The following is an 18,295-nucleotide window of genomic DNA, read 5'->3' as shown; positions in this document are numbered from 1 at the left end:
CAGTTGAAGTCCCCTTGATCGACGGACCGATCGGGGGCGCGTGGTGTCGGTCGCGGCCGTCAGGGTCCCGGCAGTCGATGCACTTTGTATGAGCCAGCGATCGGGCCAATAACGGACGTTGCTGGCGTCGCCTGGATCGTCGTCCGTTCCCTGGTATCGTTGAGCGCTGAGGAAGATGTACCGGCTGGAGTGGGGCGGACAAAAGGCCGGGGCGGCTTCATGATGGGCGTGACTACAATTCGGGAGAAGCAATGAGAAATCTCAAGATCATGGAGCACATCTCACTGGACGGTGTGATCCAGGCCTCCGGAGAAGACGATTTTCCGTACGCTGACTGGACCGTGCCTTATCGCACCTCCGCTGGCCGGGATGCGCTCATGGCCGGGCACGGGGGGCACTTCGATCTCCTGCTCGGCCGTCGCACCTACGACATGTGGTCGGCCTTCTGGCCCAAGGCACCGGGCAGCGCGATGGCAGACGGCTTGAATGCGGCGACCAAATATGTTGCGACACACCGTCCGGAAAGTCTTGAATGGGGCCCGTGCGAGTGGCTTGGACCGGACCTTGTCGAGGGCATTCGCCGAATCAAGTCGCAGGCAGGCCCTGGCCTGATTCTGTGGGGGAGCTCCACGTTGACGTCGACGCTGCTCGAACAGGGACTGGCGGATGAAATCCTGCTGATCGTCTATCCAGTCCTGTTGGGTACCGGGAAGCGCCTCTTTGCGGAGGGAACCCCACCGTGCTCATTCGAACTCGTCAACACAAAAGCAACGCCGTCCGGCGTCAACCTCTGCGCCTACAAAGTGGCCGGCCCATTGAAGACCGGCCAACCTGGCGAAGCGGCTTGAGGCGTTGTTCGATCATCCAGGATAGAGCGTAAACCAGGGCCTCTCGAACGTCCGGTTCGCAATCGATTTCTGACGGATGGCCAGGGTTGCCAACGTGCTACATCCGCCCTTAGCATCGGACGGGGGCCGGCCAGGAATGGACGATCACCCGGTTTTCAAACGGAGTAGCGAACGGCGGCTCTGCGACCGACAATCGAAGAAGACGCGCAGATCATATCTGTTCGTTTCCCGGTGTCCGGTATTGGGTGATGCACCAGTAAGGTACCACTGCAAACCATGCACATCCCGCGACCCGCACATGCAAGGTCGCGCTTTTTGCCTTGCCGCCAGGTTCGAATCGGGCGTTTGCGCGCCCGTTGCAACCCCTTCGGGTGGGTTTCCCGGACGGTGCGCAACCGGCATCTAAAAGAAAAATCGCGACAGCGTGACCAGATGCGCCCAAACTGCGCCACATGGCTGTCGCTTTCGCGACCGTCAATTCTGGAGAAACATGTTGGCGAAGAGCACGATGCGCGGCAATCGCGAGGCTAAAAAGCCCAAACAACCCAAAAAGGTAGTCTCTCCTGCGGCAGGCGTGTCCTCGGCGGTTGCGCCGAAGACGGCCGCCGCCACCGGGCCGGCCAGGAAGAAATAGCAAGCACCCGGGGCACGGATCCGTGCCCTTTCTGCTCCACCCTTTCTGGGTGTTCTGCCGGGAACTGCGCCTGCAGGGCTGCGCGGGCGTTCCCCGTCTCTCATTCGCTGCTGCATCGGTCTGAGCGATGCTCGTTCCACGCTCTGGTACGCCGCTAAACGGCAGTTAGCGGTTTGCGCATGCGGGCGTACTGACGCATTCCCGTTACCCGCCTCGTTCCGACGGAATTTTCGATGCGCCGGCAATCCGCGGCCGCGCCAGAGGCCGCGTCGCGTCATCGCGGACCTTATTCGCAGAAGTCGGTACGCCCGCCTTTCCGTCCTGACGGTTCCTTGCGCGTCGACCCGCAACCGCGGAATCAAGCCACAAGCCGGAGGCCTGGACGCACGCGACACGCGTTGTCCGGCCGCCCCGAAGGGAGATCCGATCATGTGCCAACTCGATGAACCGTCCGGCGAAACAACGATTTCGAACCGTGTGCGCACCGCTGGCATGACGCGCCACAGCGACCGGTCCGTCCCACCGGCATTACCGACTTCGAAGGAAATACGCCTGTGAAAACGATCCTTCGATATGTCGCGAGACATCGCTCGACGTCGCCGCCGTGGACTGACATCGCGCCGGTGCGCGAGGAACTGTTCGGCGTCGAGCGGCTTGAGCAACACGCGGAGAGCCTCGCTGCCGCGCAACCGGTCACGAAGACACCGCCTGCCGTTTTATCGCTGCACACGAGGCTGAACGATAACGCCGCAGTCCTGCTCGCGGCCTACCGCGCGAGCGCCGGAGAACTGGAGAACGGCCGGGGCGTGGTGCCCGCCGCGGAATGGCTGCTCGACAACTATCACCTCGTCGAGGAGCAGATCCGCGAGATTCGCGAAGACTTGCCAGCCGGCTACTACCGTCAGTTGCCCAAGCTTGCCGCGGGCCCGTTCGCCGGTTATCCGCGGGTATTTGGTCTCGCGTGGGCGTTCGTTGCGCATACCGACAGTCACTTCGATCCGCAGATCCTGAGGCGTTTCATCAGCGCGTATCAACGGGTTCAGCCGCTGACAATCGGCGAATTGTGGGCCGTGGCGATCACGTTGCGCATCGTGCTGATCGAGAACCTGCGACGTCTGACTGACCAGATTACCGCAGGCCGCAGCGCACGCGCCGACGCCGATGCGCTCACCGACCGTCTGCTGGAATCGGGCAGCGCCCGTTCGGCGCTTGAAGCGGACATTTCCACACGCTCCTCAGGCCTGTTGTCGGAGCTGTTCGCCGCACAGCTCGTAAAGCGGCTGCGTGACCAGGATCCGCGCACCACGCCGGCTCTCGGCTGGCTGGAAGAGCGGCTCAAGCTTCAGGGCGCATCCGTCGATGAAGTCGTGCAACACGCGCAGCAGCGACAGGGCGCGTCGAATGTCACCGTGCGCAATGTGATCACCAGCATGCGACTGATTTCCGATATCGACTGGACGGAACTGTTCGAGAGCGTGAGTCTTGTCGACGCCCGGTTGCGTGCAGACAGCCGCTTTGCCACGATGGATTTTTCGACGCGCAATCTGTATCGAAGCGCGATCGAGCAACTGGCGCGCGGCTCGTCCTTCACCGAACTTGAAGTCGCCGGGCTCGCGCTGGAATCGGCGCAGGCGGCGGTGCTTGAGGCCGGCGATGGCGCGCATGCTGAACGCGCAGGCGACCCCGGCTACCACCTGATCGCCGAAGGGCGGCGAGCACTGGAGCAGGTGATCGGATTCCGCGCGCCGGTGCGTTTGCGGATCACGCGGTTCAATGTCAGCCTCGGCATTGGCGGCTACGTCGGCACGATCATGGCGCTCGCTGCGACATTACTGGCGTTTGCGTTGTGGGCATTATGGACACTCGCGCCACGCGGCCTCGACGCCGGAGTACTCGCGCTGTTTGCCGTATGCGGATTTTTGCCCGTTACCGAGATCGCGACCGCGCTCATCAATCGCGCCGTGACATGGAGTTTCGGCGCGATCACGTTGCCGGCTCTCGAACTGGTCGCGGGCGTGCCGTCGTCATTGCGCACGCTGGTTGCCGTGCCGACGCTCCTGACGAGCGAAGCCGATCTGCGCGAGCAGGTCGAACGTCTTGAGGTACATCACCTCGCGGGAGCCGGCGGCGACCTGTCCTTCGCGTTGCTGGCGGACGGTCTCGATGCGGATCAGGAAGTGCTGGCAGGCGACGCGCATCTGCTCGCCGTGGCCGCCGCCGCCATCGAAACACTGAACCACCGTTACGAGCCGGGCCCCGGCGGCAACCGTTTCCTGCTGCTACACCGCCGCCGTGTGTTCAACGCGAGCGAAAACAAATGGATGGGCTGGGAACGCAAACGCGGCAAGCTGCACGAACTCAACCGCCTGCTGCGCGGTGCGACGGATACGACCTTTGTGTCGATCGCCGGCCGTGCACCGCAGGTGCCGCCCGACGTGCGCTACGTCATCACACTCGACGCCGATACGCGTCTGCCGCGCGACGCTGCGCTGCGGCTGATCGGCAAGATGGCGCATCCGCTGAACCGGCCGACATTCAGCGACGCCGATCAACGCGTCGTCAACGGCTACGCGATCCTGCAGCCGCGTGTCACGCCGTCGCTGCCTGTCGGGCAGGAAGGGTCGCTGCATCAGCGCGTCTTCTCCGGCCCAGGCGGAATGGACCCGTACGCGGCGGCAGTGTCCGATGTCTATCAGGACCTGTTCGGCGAAGGGTCGTACACCGGCAAGGGCATTTACGACGTCGATGCATTTGAAGCGGCTTTGCGTGGACGCGTGCCAGAGAACGCGCTGCTCAGTCACGATCTGTTCGAAGGGATTTTTGCGCGCGCCGGACTGGCGTCGGATATCGAGGTGGTCGAGGAAGTGCCGTCGCGTTACGACGTGATTGGCAAGCGGCAGCATCGCTGGACGCGTGGCGACTGGCAATTGCTGCCGTGGATCGTCGGCTATCGCGGCCGGGACCGGCACGCGATGCCGTCGATCGGCCGCTTCAAGATGCTCGACAATTTGCGCCGCTCGCTGCTGGCGCCCTTCATGGTCGCCGCGCTCGGCCTGTGTCTGCTGATGCCGATCCGCGCCGGGATTGCCGGCGCGTTGCTGGTCCTCAGTGCGCTCGCGATTCCCGCTTTCCTGCCTGCGCTGTTCGCGATCCTGCCGCGCCGCAGCGGCATCCATCTACGCAATCATCTGGACGTGCTGGCCGCCGATGTGCGGCTCGCGGCGTTGCAAACATTCCTGTCGGCCGCGTTCCTCGCTGACCACGCGTGGCGCATGGGCGATGCAATCGCCCGGACGCTGATACGGCTCTTCGTGACGCATCGCCGGCTGCTCGAATGGACGACCGCTGCGCAGTCGAAGGGCAGCCCCCGTCTCGATCTGCGCGGCTTTTATCGGCAGATGTCAGGCGGTGTCGCGCTCGGTCTCGCGCTGCCGGCTGGTGCGATTGCGTTTGCGCCGTCGCACTGGCCGCTCGCGCTGCCGTTTGCGCTGTTATGGCTCGCCGCGCCGGCGCTCGCGCTGTGGTCGAGCCGGTCGCCGACCGTCGCGCGGCGTTTCGCGATGGCGGACGCGGACGCGCGCAGCCTTCGCCTCATTGCGCGACGTACGTGGCGTTTCTTCGAGACCTTCGTTACGCCGGCAGAGAATATGCTGCCGCCCGACAACTTCCAGGAAGATCCGAAGCCCGTCGTCGCACACCGCACCTCGCCAACCAACCTTGGCCTTTATCTGCTGTCGGCGGTTGCCGCGCGGGATTTCGGCTGGGCGGGGACGACGGAAACTGTCGAACGGCTCGAAGCGGCGTTCGCTTCGATGCGCAAGCTCGCGCGTTTCAAGGGGCATTTCTACAACTGGTACGGAACGCTCGATCTCCAGGTGCTGGCGCCGGCGTATGTTTCGTCGGTCGATAGCGGCAATCTGGCCGGTCATCTGATCGTCCTTGCTAACGCGTGCGAAGAGTGGCCGCATGAATTGCTCGCGTCGGCCGCGCGGTCCGGGTTAATGGATAACCTGCAACTCGCGCGTGAAGCCATCGACGCGCTGCCCGCTGCAGGCGGTGAGCGCGGCAGGCAACTGGTTGCGATCCTCGAAGAGATCAGCAAGCAGTTGCACGGCCCGCAGACGCTTGAAGCGCTGTCGCCGTCGCTCATGCGGCTGGCGGAAAAGGCCGCAAAGGCAACGCGTGAACTCGTGCCCGCCGGCGGCGACGCCAGTTCCGCAGACCTCATGTTCTGGATTGACGCATTGAGCAAAAGTGTGGTCGAACATGCCCGCGACCGGCAACAACGCGCCGTGGCACCGGACCTTCTGCGGGCGCGACTGAAAGCGCTCGCCGATACCTCGCGGGCGATGGCGCTCGACATGGACTTCGCGTTCCTGCTCGATCCGGAACGCAAGCTGCTATCGATCGGCTATTCGCAATCCGACAACAGCCTCGACCTGAACTGTTACGACCTGCTGGCGTCGGAAGCGCGCCTCGCGAGCCTGTTCGCCATCGCGAAAGGCGACGTGACGACGCGCCACTGGTTCCGCCTCGGTCGCGCTGCAACGCCGGTCGGTAACGGCTCGGCACTGATCTCGTGGTCGGGGTCGATGTTCGAATACCTGATGCCGTCGCTGGTGATGCGTGCACCGGTCGGCAGCCTGCTCGAACAGACGAGCCGTCTGGTGGTGGAGCGGCAAGCCGCGTATGGACGTTCGCTCGGCATTCCGTGGGGCATTTCGGAGTCGGCGTACAACGCGCGCGATATCGAATTTACCTACCAGTATTCGAATTTCGGCGTCCCCGGTCTTGGCCTCAAACGGGGGCTTTCGGAGAACCGCGTGATCGCGCCGTATGCGACGGGGCTAGCCGCGATGGTCGACCCACAAGCCGCGCGAGAGAACTACGCACAACTCGCCGCACTGGGCGCGCTGGGTCGCTACGGCTTCTACGAAGCACTCGATTTCACCCGCTCGCGGCTACCTGACAACGAGGATGTTGCGATCGTGCGCAATTTCATGGCGCATCACCAGGGCATGACGATCGTGTCGATCGCGAACACGTTGCTCGACGCGCAGATGCGAGCACGTTTCCATCGCGAACCCATGATCCAGGCGAGCGAACTGCTGCTGCAGGAACGTATGCCGCGCAACGTGGCTGTTGCGCATCCCCGGGCCGAAGAAGTGAACACGTCAGCAACCGTCGCCGGCATTGTGCCGCCGACGGTACGCCGCCTCGCTGCGTCGGCTGTGGCGGGCGCTGCGCCGGTGACACACCTGCTGTCGAATGGACGCTACGCGGTCATGCTGACAGCGACCGGTGCCGGCTACAGCCGTTGGCGCGACCTGGCCGTGACCCGCTGGCGCGAAGACGCAACCCGCGACGACTGGGGCTCCTTCATCTTCCTGCGCGATATGCAGAGCGGCCAGGTGTGGTCAGCAGGCGCACAGCCGGCCGGTAGCGAAGCCGGCTACGAAGAGGTTGTGTTCGGCGAGGACCATGCGGAATTCATCCGCCGCGACGGCGCGTTGACAACGACGATGGACGTACTGGTTTCCGGTGAAGCGGACGGCGAAGTGCGCCGCGTGTCGTTGGCGAACAGCGGCCGCCGTGCGCGCGAGATCGAACTGACTTCCTATGCCGAAATCGTGCTCGCGACGCCCGCTGCCGACAACGCACATCCGGCCTTCTCGCGGATGTTTGTCGAGACCGCGCACCTCGCGGAATTCGGCGCGCTGGTGGCCACGCGCCGTCCGCGTTCGCACGACGAAAAACAGGCGTGGGCTGCGCATTTCGCGGTGGTCGATGGCGAGATCGTCGCCGATCCGCAATACGAATCGGATCGCGCGCGCTTTCTGGGCCGCGGGCGCAACGCCGGCACGGCGGCAGCGATCTTCGACGGTCAGCCGCTGACCAACACCGTCGGCACCGTACTCGATCCGGTCTTTGCGCTCAGGTATCGCGTGCTGGTTCCGCCGGGCAAGGTCGCACGCGTGACGTTCTGGACAGTGGTGGCCGAGTCGCGGGCGCTGTTGCTCGATCTGGTCGACAAGCACCATGACCGCAACGCGTTCGATCGCGCCAAAACGCTAGCGTGGACGCAGGCTCAGGTGCAGTTGCGTCATCTCGATGTCGAAGCCGAAGAGGCGGCGGATTTTCAGCGTCTGGCCGCGCCGGTCATATACGCCGATGCACGTTTCAGGGCGCCGTCGGACACGATCGTTCGCGGGGCGGGTCCGCAGTCGGGACTCTGGCCGCACGCGATCTCCGGCGACCTGCCGATTGTGCTGCTGCGTATCGACGACGTCGAGGACATCGCGCAGGTCAGGCAGTTATTGAGGGCCCACGAATACTGGCGAATGAAGCGGCTCCCCGTCGATCTCGTCATCATCAACGAGCGGGCTTCGTCGTACATGCAGGAATTGCAGGGCGCGATCGAAACAGCTGTGCGCAGCAGCCAGGCGCGGCCGCATTTCGGCGAAGAACTCGCGCAAGGGGCGGTCTTTACGCTGCGCGCCGATTTGATGAGCGTGGAGGCCCGTGCATTGCTGCAATCGGTCGCGCGTGTCGCGTTGATCGCGCGTCGCGGTTCAATCGCCGAACAGCTCGCGCGCTTGCCGCAGGCGCCGGACCAGCCCTCGGCGCTGCGCCTGCAGAGGCCGCCCATGTCGTCGCCATGGCCCGCGGTGCCTTATCTGCCGCGCGCGCATTCTTCGCTGCCGTCGAGGCTTGAGTTCTTCAACGGTCTGGGCGGTTTCGACAAAGACGGCCGGGAATACGTGACCGTTCTCGCTGCGGGCGCGACGACGCCCGCGCCGTGGATCAACGTGATCGCGAACCCCGGTTTCGGCTTTCAGGTCGCGGCGGAAGGCAGCGGCTACACGTGGGCCGAAAACAGCCGCGAGAATCAACTCACGCCATGGTCGAATGATCCGGTCGAAGACCCAGCCGGCGAAGCCATCTATGTGCGTGACGAAGTGACTGGCGATGTGTGGGGTGCCACCGCACTGCCGGTTCAGGATGGCGGGACGTACGTCGCGCGCCACGGGCATGGCTACAGCCGCTTCGAACACGAGGCGAACGGCATCGCGCTCGACTTGCTGCAGTACGTACCGCCCGCCGACCCTGTGAAGATTTCCAGGCTGACGTTGCGCAATCTGTCCGGCAGGCCGCGCCGTCTGTCCGTGACGACGTGGGTGGAATGGGTGCTTGGCACATCGCGCGGCGCATCGGGACCCTTCATCGTGACAGAAATGGACACTGCAACCGGCGCGATGCTGGCGCGCAATCCGTGGAGCATGGGGTTCGCGGGGCGCGTCGCGTTCGCCGACCTGGGCGGCCAGCAGACCGCGTGGACGGCCGATCGCACTGAATTTCTCGGGCGCAACGGCCGGGCTGCGGCACCCGCCGCGCTGAACGGCAACGCGCGGCTCTCCGGCGCAACCGGCGCGGGTCTGGACCCCTGTGCCGCGTTGCAGCGTGTCATTGAGCTGGGCGTGGACGAGGTTGTCGAAGTGGTGTGGTTCGTCGGGCAATGCGTTGGCGTCGAAGAGGCGCGGGCATTGATCGAGCGCTATCGCAAGGCAGATCTCGACGCTGTCCTCGCTGAAGTGACGAGCCAGTGGCAGAACATACTCGGTACCGTCCAGGTGAAGACCCCCGACCGCGCGATGGATCTGATGCTAAACGGCTGGCTGCTGTATCAGACGCTCGCGTGCCGCGTCTGGGCGCGCTCGGCGTTCTATCAGGCGAGCGGCGCGTATGGGTTCCGTGATCAGCTGCAGGACAGCATGGCGTTGACGCATGCCCAGCCGGACGAGACACGGCGGCATTTGCTACGCACCGCGGCGCGGCAGTTCGTCGAAGGCGATTTCCAGCACTGGTGGTTGCCCCAATCGGGGCAAGGCGTGCGCACGCGGATTTCCGATGACCGCGTGTGGCTCGCATTCGCGACGGCGACGTACATCGGCTGCGCGGGCGACGTCGCGATTCTCGACGAGATCGTGCCGTTCCTCGATGGACCGCCACTGCAACCCGGCGAGCACGATGCGTTCTTCCAGCCGATCATCGCAGATGAATCAGCGTCGCTGTTCGAACATTGCGCGCGCGGCCTCGATCAATGCATTGAACTGACCGGCGAGCATGGCTTGCCTCTGATCGGCGCGGGTGACTGGAACGACGGCATGAACCGCGTCGGCGCACAAGGCAAGGGAGAAAGCGTCTGGCTGGGCTGGCTGCTTTTGCGGACGATCGAATTGTTCACCCCCCTCGCTGCATCGCGCGATGCGGTTTCCGTTGCGCGCGCTGCGCGCTGGCGTGCTCATGCGGCCTCGGTTCGCGAGGCGCTGGAGCGCGAGGCATGGGACGGCGAATGGTATCGCCGCGCGACGTTTGACGACGGCACGTGGCTTGGCTCGAAAGACAGTGACGAGTGTCGGATCGATTCGATCGCACAGTCGTGGGCTGTGCTGTCGGGCGCGGCAGATCCCGTGCGTGCGGCGTTGGCGATGGCATCGCTGGAAAAGCACCTTATCCGTCGGGACGACAGACTTGCTTTGCTTTTCACGCCGCCGTTCGATAAAACGTCGCACGATCCCGGCTACATCAAGGGCTATCCGCCGGGACTGCGTGAAAACGGCGGGCAGTATAGCCACGCGGCGATGTGGGCAATTCTTGCGCTGACAAAAATGCGCGATGGCAACAAGGCCGCCTCGCTGTTTTCACTGGTCAATCCGGTCAATCATGCGCGCACACCGATGGAAGTCGACCGCTACAAGGTCGAACCCTATGTCGTAGCCGCCGATGTCTATTCCGTGGCGCCGCATGTTGGGCGCGGTGGCTGGACCTGGTACACGGGATCCGCTGGATGGATGTACCGGGCGGGTATGGAGGGCATTCTTGGAATTTGTCGCGAGGGCGATTTTCTTGTGATCGACCCCTGTATCCCGGACACGTGGCCGGGTTTTGATGCAACCGTGACGATACAGTCGACCCGGTATGAGATTCGCGTTGAATCCGCTGAAGAGTCCGGTGGGACACGCGCAGTGCTCGACGGTGCGAGTGTCGAATGGGGTGATGGACGGGTGCGCGTGCCGCTTGATGCGGGTTCGCATACGCTGCTGATTTCGCGTTGCTTCGGTGTGAGTGAACGGGTGAACTCGGGCGCTCAGGTTGCGTGACACATCGCGCACCCATCGAGATACAGACAGGAAGCAAACAATGGCAATAGCTGGCAAAGCTGATCGGAGCAATCGATGTTGGCATGGCACTACACTACGGCACGAAAATATCAGCACATCAGCGCAAGCGGGATGCTCATCCCGGGCGGCATTGGCATCGACATCGAATCGACCGGCATGCCGGTGCTGTGGTTTTCGCGAAATCAGCACTGGGAGCAAACCGCTGGCGACGCGTGCCATGTGGCCGGGCAGCCAGTGCGCCGCCTGACGATGCGAGAAACTTACGCGGCGAGCGGCGGACTTGTGCGCTACGGATGCGATGTTAAGCGCCTTGACGTCGGCGAAATTCTGCGGCGAAAAGCACAGATAACCCACGAGGTCTGGGCGGCCCTGTATGCCGCGGGCAAGCAGCAGCAGGCATATCCTGCCGCGTGGTGCGGCTCCGTCGACTCAATTCCGGTTGATGGCCTGGTTGTGGATGTCTTGAGCGAATCATTCAAATGGGAGCGTTTCGAGGCCCCTTAAAGGCGGATACGTCCCGGCGCGGCCTTGAAGCGTTAATATCCTTTCGTATAGAGCGTCAGATGGTTACTCACCGAAGTGACACCCGGCACGCCCTTCGCGACTTCGGTGGCCTGCTCGATCTGGGGACCGTCCGGCACGCTGCCGGATAGCGTCACCACACCTCCGCGCGCCTTGACGTATACGTTAGACACGTCAAAGCCAGGCGCTTTCGATAACGCCTTGCGTACATCGCGAACCAGGTGCTTGTCCGCTGGCGTCGCCTTGCCTGAACTTGCCGTCGGACTTGACGCCATCGGCATGGCATTGCTCGCTTGCGCGTAGACGTTCGACGTCAGCGTGACGCATCCCAGGACGACGAGCAGTTTCACGACGTTACGTGCCTTCATGTTTTCCTCTCCTCGTCCGACGCGCAGATCCTGAATCAACGATAGGTAATATTTCGCATCTAACAAGGCTGTTCGCACAAGCAGGGGAAAACCCACAATCGGGTTACCAGGCGCGCTTGTGAATATCGTCGCCCATCACCTTGAAAATTCGCGCTGGCAACGTGTGCTCTGGCTTCTCGAAGAACCTTTGCGCCTGCCCACGCTGCTGAAGCAGGCATCTTCCGGGATACACCTCGGCCGCCATGGCAAAAGTCCGCATCGCGTTGGTCGCCAACGAACTGAAAAAGCCCTGGCGTATCGACCGAAGTAGTGGAGGAGACCGTCGGCTACAAATCGGTGGCTGCATGCAGATGCGCCTTCACTCGGCACATGGGCATGACGCCGGCGGACTGGCGCCGTTCGGAGCTGCAGAAGCTGCATGATTCGCGGGTCCGAAGACAGAACGATGACAATCCTCCATACCACGGACACCGCAGCACCCCCGACCGCCAGCGAAGCGCCCGATAGCGATATGCGCGGAAGCGCACAGAGTCATCGGGATCAGTGCGGTACTCTGTCCGATCGCGCGCAGACGTCACCATCGGGCTTCAACAAGCAGTGTGGCTGCACGTCCTTCACAAGCCTGGGCTCTACGGGCAGTCGGTGAATGATCGCTCACAACGCGAAGCCGACAGTGGGGAGCCGCGGTGACCCGCAGATAGCAGCGCTTACGCAATCAGGTGCCACCGATGCGTCTTCAGGCCTTCAAATATGCGCTGGTTCTTGCCTGCGGGTGTGGGTGCGTGGGCGTCGCGGATGCACTTGCCGACGATGCGGCAGGCGTCGTCAAGACCGTCAAAGGCAAGGTTCAAATCGAGCGCGCAGGAAGTAGTTCGGGCGCGGCCATCGGCGGCGAGGTTTACGGCAGCGATCGCATCGTGACCGGCCCGGAATCCTCCGTCGGCATCACGTTGCGCGACAGCACGCAACTTTCGGCTGGCGCGAATACCGTCCTCGACCTCAACCGGTTCGCGTTCAACAGCACGACCCACGACGGTGTGCTCGACGCCACCATCAAACGCGGTTCGCTAGCCGTGATTTCCGGGAAGCTGGCGAAGGCAAACCCCGATGCCGTACGTTTCAGCACACCGACCACCACGCTGGGCGTGCGGGGCACGGAATTTATCATCGAAGTCGGCGATACCGGGGAGCGTGCACGTTGAAGGCTGCGATCCGACGTCACGGGCTGGCATCTGGGGCGGCATTCGCCGCGCTCGTTTTCCTCGCCGGCTGCAGCACGCCCCCGGACAGAATCATCCTGTTGCCTGATCCGGAGGGCAAAGTCGGAAAGGTCATTGTCCATAGCGCCACCGGCGAGCAAACGATAGACAAGGCCTACGCTGAGGCCGACGTCACGAAGGGCGGCGCGATCGAAAAAACGGTGGGCAGCCAGTCCACTGTGCAGGCACGATATGGCGAGCTACTCGCGGCACGGCCTCCGCGCCCCATGACGTTCACGATTTTTTTTTCTGTTTGATTCCGCCACCGAACTGGCTCCGGAGTCATCCGCCACGGTCAAAAAGCTGAAAACCGTCCTGGCGACCTGGCCGGCGCCTCAGGTCGTCGTGGTCGGTCATACTGATCTGGCGGGCTCTCAGGAGTTCGACGACAGACTGTCGATGCGGCGGGCCGAGACAGTTGCAGCGTTCCTGATCAAGCAAGGCATTCCTGCCCGACAGATAGAGACTGCTGGCCGGGGCAAGCGCGAGCCGCTGGTCCCCACGGCAGATGGCGTTCCCAATCACATGAATCGACGCGTAGTCATCACAATCCAGTGACCCGAGTCCGTCATCGACGCTGAATGGCCTTTCCTTTGATGAAACGCTATTTCGACCCCTGGCTTGTCCGGATCAGGAATCTGCTGAAGGCGGCTCAGGGGCGTCCGATGGCGCTTGTGGTGTTGTTCAGCCTGAGCCTGCTCAATCTGTCGAGCGAGTGGCCCAGCAACATGGGTCGTCCGGCTTTCGTGGGCGCGCTTGACGAGGCGGTCCCTGACTCCTTCAGAACGGCCCGCCAACTTCTGTTCGACCAGTATCAACGTCACTTCCCGCGGATTCCGACGGCCCAGCCTGTGACCATTGTCGAGATTGACGAGGAGACGCTGGCGACGGTCGGCCAATGGCCCTGGCCGCGAAACCGGCTCGCGGGCCTGATCGATGCCGTTGCGGCGCTCAAACCGCTGGCTATTGGTCTCGACATTTACATGCCGGAGCCGGATCAGACTTCGCCCGACAAGGTGGCCGCCAATCTGCCGGAAACGGCGGCGGCGCTCGCCGCCGCGTTGCGGGCGCTTCCCAGTCACGAAGCCATCCTCGCCAGATCCTTGCGCGCGGCGCCGACCATACTGGGTGCAGCGGCGCTCGATCATGCCACCGACACCGCCAGCACCGACCTGCGAAGCGCACCGGTTCTCGTGCACGGCACCGACCCACTCGACAGTTTGCGACGGTACGACTATGTGCTCGCCAGTCTGCCGGAATTGCAGGAGGCAGCGCACGGGCAGGCGATGCTGAGCGTCACACTCGAGCAGGGTGTGGTCCGGCATATTCCGCTCATCATGGGACTGCGCGACAAGGTGGTTCCGGGTCTGCCGATGGAAATGCTCCGCCTTGCAACAGGCTCATCGGCGATCGACGTCTTTGCGGACGGATCGGGTGTGCAGGCAGTCGGTGTCGCGGATGTGCAGGTGCCTACGCAGCCCGGCGGCGACATCTGGCTGCATTTCGCGTCCATCCGGTCGACGCTGAGCCGCTACGTCTCGGCACGCGACATTCTGAAGGGAACAGTCGATCCGCAACGGATCCGGGACAAACTGGTGCTGGTTGGCCTGACCGGCACCGGCACAACCGACATGCGCACGACCCCGCTGGGTGAACTGGTGCCAGGCATCGAAATTCAGGCGCAGGTGATCGAGACGATTTTCGAGGGTCGTTTCCTGCGCCGCCCCACGTGGCTGAAATGGGCGGAAAGCGCCTTCATCATGGCGTTCGGGCTGCTGATCATCTGGTATGTGCCGCGCACCCAGTCGCGGCTTGCGGTATTCCTGCGGGCCGTGCCCAAGGGTTCCGCCGTTCTGGGCGTTTCCCTGCATCTGCTGAACGTCCTGTTCTGCTTCTTTATTTTCGTGCGTCTCGGACTGCTGGTTGATGCGGCCTCCATTTTCATTATTCTGTCGGCAGTCATGGGCTGTTTCTTTGCACCCGCGTTGCTCCGCGGCGACGACCCGATCAAAACACAAGCCAGAGACGCGCAGGGGCGTGAAGACGAAAACGACCGCACGGGCAAGGCACCAGGACCTTGAGGGCGCGGTCGTGCGAAGGGCCGGTCAAGGTGCGCAAACGGTCCAGCGTGAAACCGGAGTTCAGCGAGTCCGCTTATGGCCTGTGCCGAAGCCCCTCCAGCGCGCGCGCAAGCGCGATCGCGCCCGACTCGATCGCGTCGCTGTCAATAGACGCAAAACCCAGCACCAGCCCCGGTGGTGCCGGACGGTCGATTGCGTATAACGAGAGCGGCCGCGTCTCGACGCCGTGGCGCGCCGCGCGGCGCGCCATGTCGGCGTCGTCGATGCCGGGTGGCAGGAAAGCCGGTGCATCGAGTCCCGCGATGATTCGAGGAACGTGTAGCCGTCCGGAAAGATACCGGTCGGCGGCGATCTTCAACGCTTCGGCGCGCTCGCCGTACAGCATGCGCATGCGCCGGATGTGCCGGCCAAAATGACCGTCCGCGATGAACTCATGCAGCACTGACTGCTGATCCAGCGGAACATGCCGCGCCGTCAACGACAACGCCGCCACGAAGGGATCGATTAACCGGTCGGGCAAAATTGCATACGCGGTCCGCAATGCAGGAAACAGCACTTTGCTGAACGTGCCGCAGTAGATCACGTGTCCGTCGTGGTCGAGACTCTTCATCGCGGCCAGTGGATTGCCCTCGAAGCGGTATTCGCTGTCGTAGTCGTCTTCAATAACGATGGCGCCCCGATCCCGCGCCCATTCGAGTAACGCCAGGCGTCGTTCGAGCGCGAGCGGCGGCCCAAGTGGCGTCTGCCGCCCGGCTGTGACGTAGGCGAGACGCGCCTCAGGGGCGTGCTGCCGCGCCCATTCCACACTCATACCGCCCGCGTCGACAGGCACACCGATAACCCGGGCACCCGCCGCTTCGAGTGCGAAGCGCGCGCCCGGATAACCCGGATCCTCGATCCACGCGGCGTCGCCTGGATCGAGCAGCAGGCGCGCGCCCAGATCGATCGCCTGCTGGACGGTGTTCAACACCACGACGCTATCCGCCGTGCACGTGATACCGCGCGACATGCCCACATATCCCGCGATCGCCTCACGCAGCGGCCGATAGCCTTGCGCCTCACCGTCGCCGAGCAGATCCCGCCGGGCGCGACGCGTGCGTTTTGCCGCGAGCCGGGTCCAGAGTTCGAACGGAAACGCATCGAGGTCAGGCTGGCTGGTGCGAAAAGCCCGTGCGGGACCCGGACGACCGCTCACGTCAAAAGCGGTGCGCGCAAGAAGACGTCCGCGAGTCGAAAGTGCAATGCCGTGCGACTGCGCACTGTCTTCGGTGTCTTCCTTGCCGCCCTGCGCAAGGGACCGTCCATCGCGCTTCTTGGTCGACGGGCGATCACTTACGTCGAGACGTCGGTCTGGAAGTTCGGGTGCGACGAAGCTGCCGCGTCCCACTGCGCCCGTCAAATACCCTTCGGCCGCGAGTTGCGAAAACACGCCGAGCACCGTTCCGCGCGAGAGACCAAAACGCGCGGCGAGATCGCGCGACGACGGCAGCCGTGCACCGCGCGAAAGCCGGCCTGCCAGGATCGCCGCGCGCAGTTCGTCATAGAGCCAGCGCTGCAGCGACATCCCGTTCGGCCGTGGGGCCAGTGCAAGCTCGATCTGTTCGGCGCGGCGCATTCGGTCCTTCATATTGGTCTAGTCAATATCGCGATAATGGACCTTTTTCATGACCATTAACAGTCTTATCCTGCTCTTCGTTGAACGGGCGGCCGATGTTGCAGACATTCGTAATCGCAGACGGGAGAAGCGAAATGACACACAAGGTTTTTGTGGCCGGGGCGGCTGGCGCGATTGGCGCCGCGCTTGTGCCGCTGCTGATTGCCGCGGGCTACACGGTGTTCGGCAGTACGCGACGCGCGGAGCGGGCGAAACAGCTCGAAGATGCCGGTGTCACGCCGGTTGTCGTGGACGTGTTCGATGCGGTCGCGCTACGCGCCGCACTGCTTCGTATCGAGCCGCATAGTGTGATTCATCAATTGACTGACCTGCCATTCGGACTCGACCCGGCTCGTATGGCGCAGGCCGTGACAGCCAACGCGCGGATACGCGACGAGGGCACACGAAACCTGGTTGCGGCTGCCATTTCAGCCGGCAGCGAGCGGATGATTGCGCAAAGCATCGCGTGGGCGTACCGGCCGGCCGCGACGCCTTATGACGAAAATTGTCCGCTCGATATCGACGCGCAAGGTCCGCGCGGTACAAGCGTGCGGGGTGTCGCGGCGCTGGAGCGACACGTGCTCGAAACCGCACCGCTGACTGGCACGGTGCTTAGATATGGGCAGATTTACGGGCCCGGCACAGGCGCCGACGCGCCTGCCGGCACAAGCCCGCTGCATGTCGAAGCCGCTGCGTATGCGGCGTTGCTTGCGCTTCAACGGGGCAAGGCAGGGGTCTATAACATCGCGCAGGATGGCGCCGAGGTCACCAGTGAGAAGGCCAAACGTGAGCTTGACTGGTCGGCGGACATGCGTCTCGAGACGCGCGTATGAATCCGCGTGCTCCATCGCTGGCTGGTTGCCTTCCGGTCTTGTCGGGCAGGCCCGCGATGTTTGTCGCGATGGTCACGTCCGTGCTGATGCTCAGCGCAGCAGTGCCCCGGTCAGACTGGTTTGCAGGCATCTGCGGTAGCAACGGCGTTCCGCTGCTGTCCGGCGCATGGCCCGAAGCCGGCGCCGCCAGCCGGCCCGCTTCGACGGTCCGGATTCTTTCGTGTGAGGTGATGCCCGACATGCCGGGCAAGTCGGTGACAACCGCGATCGTCGACTTTCCGCCGCTAGGCTTCACGCCCGCGCATCGGCATCCAGGTTCGGTGACGGCGGTCGTGCTGGAAGGGAGAATCCGCTCTCAACTGGAGGGCGGATTGCCCATCGAGTACGTGAGCGGTCAGACATGGTTCGAGCCGCCGCAGGCACTCCATCTTTTTGCGGAGAATCCCGATCCGACGCAGGGAGCAAGGTTGCTTGCAACATTCGTCGCCGATACCGGGTGCGGGGCGCTGGTGCTACCGCCGGACCGGATTTCGTAGCAGACGGGCTCCGGCGCGGTCAAGCCGGGCCGGAACCATCAGGAAGATCCGGGTGAGAAGCAGCCGCCTGATCAGATCACGCGGTAAAGATTCCTTGATTTGGGAGGGTGTTTGAGTTTTAAGATTGCACGCTATTAGATCTTATGCGATGCATATTGAAGAAAGGGATCGTGAATGTCAATAGCATGCAAATTAATCGCGTGCGAATAGTGATGGCGACGAGAGAGGGAGCGTTGCAATGCGACGGGCGTTGACTATGCTTGAGAGCGACGCACCTGCTCGTTTCCGTGCACCGGTGTAGCGACTTCCTCGCGGGACGGGTACCGACACCATCAATATCTTCTGATCCGCTGGAGCGTTTACATACGTTGTCGACGT

The 18,295-nt window shown here is 63.4% G+C and carries 11 protein-coding genes and 1 pseudogene; 10 read left to right on the top strand and 2 right to left on the bottom strand.

Annotation, left to right across the window (positions count from 1 at the left end; translation table 11 throughout):
* Nucleotides 1–251 precede the first annotated feature (251 nt).
* The 3 genes from LPA36_RS22425 to LPA36_RS22415 all read left to right on the top strand — a co-directional run bounded on the left by LPA36_RS22425 (nt 252) and on the right by LPA36_RS22415 (nt 11,168).
* Nucleotides 252–848 (top strand): dihydrofolate reductase family protein, encoded by a 597-nt coding sequence (locus LPA36_RS22425; RefSeq protein ID WP_228881680.1) that lies wholly within the window; start codon nt 252–254, stop codon nt 846–848.
* A 1,188-nt stretch (nt 849–2,036) separates the two neighbouring features.
* Nucleotides 2,037–10,643, top strand: coding sequence for a GH36-type glycosyl hydrolase domain-containing protein (locus LPA36_RS22420; protein ID WP_228881677.1), 8,607 nt, complete (start codon nt 2,037–2,039; stop codon nt 10,641–10,643).
* A gap of 75 nt (nt 10,644–10,718) precedes the next feature.
* Complete coding sequence (locus LPA36_RS22415) at nt 10,719–11,168, top strand: hypothetical protein (RefSeq protein WP_228881674.1); 450 nt, start codon at nt 10,719–10,721, stop codon at nt 11,166–11,168.
* A gap of 32 nt (nt 11,169–11,200) precedes the next feature.
* On the opposite strand, the gene LPA36_RS22410 is transcribed toward LPA36_RS22415, so the two are convergent.
* Nucleotides 11,201–11,554 (bottom strand): BON domain-containing protein, encoded by a 354-nt coding sequence (locus LPA36_RS22410; protein WP_228881672.1) that lies wholly within the window; start codon nt 11,552–11,554, stop codon nt 11,201–11,203.
* A gap of 254 nt (nt 11,555–11,808) precedes the next feature.
* Between LPA36_RS22410 and LPA36_RS22405 the strand changes: the two are divergent.
* From LPA36_RS22405 to LPA36_RS22385, 5 genes and pseudogenes are all read left to right on the top strand, one after another.
* Nucleotides 11,809–11,959: pseudogene (locus tag LPA36_RS22405) on the top strand (AraC family transcriptional regulator); the annotation flags it as partial.
* A gap of 323 nt (nt 11,960–12,282) precedes the next feature.
* Entirely contained in the window at nt 12,283–12,756 is a 474-nt protein-coding gene (locus LPA36_RS22400; RefSeq protein ID WP_228881670.1) for a FecR family protein, read from the top strand.
* Nucleotides 12,753–13,070, top strand: a complete 318-nt coding sequence (locus LPA36_RS22395) for a hypothetical protein (RefSeq protein WP_228881666.1) — start codon at nt 12,753–12,755, stop codon at nt 13,068–13,070. The genes LPA36_RS22400 and LPA36_RS22395 overlap by 4 nt, the downstream gene beginning before the upstream one ends.
* Nucleotides 13,063–13,371, top strand: a complete 309-nt coding sequence (locus LPA36_RS22390; protein WP_324250964.1) for an OmpA family protein — start codon at nt 13,063–13,065, stop codon at nt 13,369–13,371. Before LPA36_RS22395 ends, LPA36_RS22390 begins: the two co-directional genes overlap by 8 nt.
* Before the next feature lie 107 nt (nt 13,372–13,478).
* Complete coding sequence (locus LPA36_RS22385; RefSeq protein WP_228881664.1) at nt 13,479–14,894, top strand: CHASE2 domain-containing protein; 1,416 nt, start codon at nt 13,479–13,481, stop codon at nt 14,892–14,894.
* A 73-nt stretch (nt 14,895–14,967) separates the two neighbouring features.
* Here the strand turns inward: LPA36_RS22385 and pdxR are convergent, their stop codons facing one another.
* Nucleotides 14,968–16,509: a MocR-like pyridoxine biosynthesis transcription factor PdxR gene (gene pdxR / locus LPA36_RS22380; RefSeq protein WP_228881661.1), complete on the bottom strand. Its 1,542-nt coding sequence runs from the start codon at nt 16,507–16,509 to the stop codon at nt 14,968–14,970.
* A 134-nt stretch (nt 16,510–16,643) separates the two neighbouring features.
* Between pdxR and LPA36_RS22375 the strand changes: the two genes are divergently transcribed.
* Together LPA36_RS22375 and LPA36_RS22370 are read left to right on the top strand one after the other, a co-directional pair.
* On the top strand, nt 16,644–17,381 hold the full coding sequence (locus LPA36_RS22375; protein ID WP_228881658.1) for an NAD-dependent epimerase/dehydratase family protein: 738 nt from the start codon (nt 16,644–16,646) through the stop codon (nt 17,379–17,381).
* The gene (locus tag LPA36_RS22370) at nt 17,378–17,917 is read left to right on the top strand and encodes a cupin domain-containing protein (RefSeq protein WP_228881656.1); all 540 of its coding nucleotides are present in this window, start codon (nt 17,378–17,380) and stop codon (nt 17,915–17,917) included. The genes LPA36_RS22375 and LPA36_RS22370 overlap by 4 nt, the downstream gene beginning before the upstream one ends.
* Nucleotides 17,918–18,295: the final 378 nt, after the last annotated feature.

This window comes from Paraburkholderia saeva (assembly GCF_907164555.1).
Classification (GTDB): Bacteria; Pseudomonadota; Gammaproteobacteria; order Burkholderiales; family Burkholderiaceae; genus Paraburkholderia; species Paraburkholderia saeva.
This window is presented reverse-complemented; position numbering and strand designations above follow the sequence as displayed.

What these genes read in the sequence shown, in the direction of transcription:
- LPA36_RS22425 (WP_228881680.1), top strand. Translation starts at nt 252, where the DNA reads ATGAGAAATCTCAAGATCATGGAGCACATCTCACTGGACGGTGTGATC.
- LPA36_RS22415 (WP_228881674.1), top strand. Translation starts at nt 10,719, where the DNA reads ATGTTGGCATGGCACTACACTACGGCACGAAAATATCAGCACATCAGC.
- LPA36_RS22410 (WP_228881672.1), bottom strand. Translation starts at nt 11,554, where the DNA reads ATGAAGGCACGTAACGTCGTGAAACTGCTCGTCGTCCTGGGATGCGTC.
- LPA36_RS22400 (WP_228881670.1), top strand. Translation starts at nt 12,283, where the DNA reads ATGCGTCTTCAGGCCTTCAAATATGCGCTGGTTCTTGCCTGCGGGTGT.
- LPA36_RS22385 (WP_228881664.1), top strand. Translation starts at nt 13,479, where the DNA reads ATGGCGCTTGTGGTGTTGTTCAGCCTGAGCCTGCTCAATCTGTCGAGC.
- pdxR (WP_228881661.1), bottom strand. Translation starts at nt 16,509, where the DNA reads ATGCGCCGCGCCGAACAGATCGAGCTTGCACTGGCCCCACGGCCGAAC.
- LPA36_RS22375 (WP_228881658.1), top strand. Translation starts at nt 16,644, where the DNA reads ATGACACACAAGGTTTTTGTGGCCGGGGCGGCTGGCGCGATTGGCGCC.
- LPA36_RS22370 (WP_228881656.1), top strand. Translation starts at nt 17,378, where the DNA reads ATGAATCCGCGTGCTCCATCGCTGGCTGGTTGCCTTCCGGTCTTGTCG.